The organism is Rhodococcus sp. FH8 (assembly GCF_019266085.1).
GTDB classification, from domain to species: Bacteria; Actinomycetota; Actinomycetes; order Mycobacteriales; family Mycobacteriaceae; genus Rhodococcus_F; species Rhodococcus_F qingshengii.
Genome location: NZ_LPNQ01000003.1, coordinates 1 through 1060, shown reverse-complemented (window position 1 = coordinate 1060; position 1060 = coordinate 1). Strand labels below are relative to the sequence as shown.

The 1060-nt window shown below is 63.4% G+C and carries 1 protein-coding gene; it reads left to right on the top strand.

From position 1 onward, the window contains the following. Window positions 1-1060: aspartate aminotransferase family protein (locus tag ATN38_RS00015; protein WP_218747369.1), on the top strand; the 1060-nt coding region annotated here is incomplete at both ends.

The window sequence follows — 1060 nt, the reverse complement described above, 5'->3', positions numbered from 1 at the left end:
CGCACCGAGATCGCGGATGCGGTAGCGGCTCAGTTGTCGAAGATCGCTCATTTCTCCAACTTCGGTGATTTTGTTCCCGAAACCACGCAGGTGTTGGCCGAGCGTCTGGCGGCCATCGCGCCGGTTGCCGGGAGCAAGATCTTCTTCACCTCGGGTGGTTCGGATTCGGTGGACACTGCGGCGAAGCTGGCTCGCCGGTACTGGCACGAGGTGGGGCAGCCGGAGAAGACGATCATCGTCGGACGCCAGAAGGCGTATCACGGAATGCACGTTGCCGGAACGGCTCTCGCTGGTATTCCGGTGAACCGTGAGGGGTACGGCGAGCTGATGGCGGATGCGGCGACCGTCGGCTGGGACGATGCGAAGAGCCTGCTCGAGTTGATCGAGAAGATCGGTGCGAACAAGATCGCTGCGTTCTTCGCGGAGCCGATCATCGGTGCGGGTGGGGTGTATCTGCCGCCGGAGGGGTACCTGGCCGAGGTGCGTGACATCTGCCGTGAGCACGACATTCTGTTTGTCGTCGACGAGGTCGTGACCGGTTTCGGCCGGATCGGTGGTGAGTGGTTCGCGTCCACCCGTTTCGATTTGCAGCCCGACATGATGACCACGGCAAAGGGTTTGACGTCGGGTTACGTTCCGATGGGTGCGGTGTTCATCGCGCCGCGGGTGGCGGAGCCGTTCTATGCCGGTTCGTGGTGGCGCCATGGGTACACCTACGGCGGGCATGCCGGTGCTGCTGCGGCGGCGATGGCGAACCTCGACATTCTCGAGCGTGAGAATCTGCTCGCGGAGTCGAAGCGTTTGGAGGCGTCGTTGCATACGCATCTGCAGCCGTTGGCGGAGCATCCGCGGGTGGCGGAGGTTCGTAGTGGGCTCGGTGCGGTTGCTGCGGTGCAGTTGGCTGATCCGGCGGAGGCGTTGCCGTTTGTGAAGACGCTTCGTGAGCACGGTATTTCGGGTCGCGCCGCGGGTCAGGGTGCGATGCAGATTTCGCCGACGTTCGTCATGACCGATGATCAGGTCGCGGAGATGGCAGCAGGGATCCTCGCAGCCCTCGGCT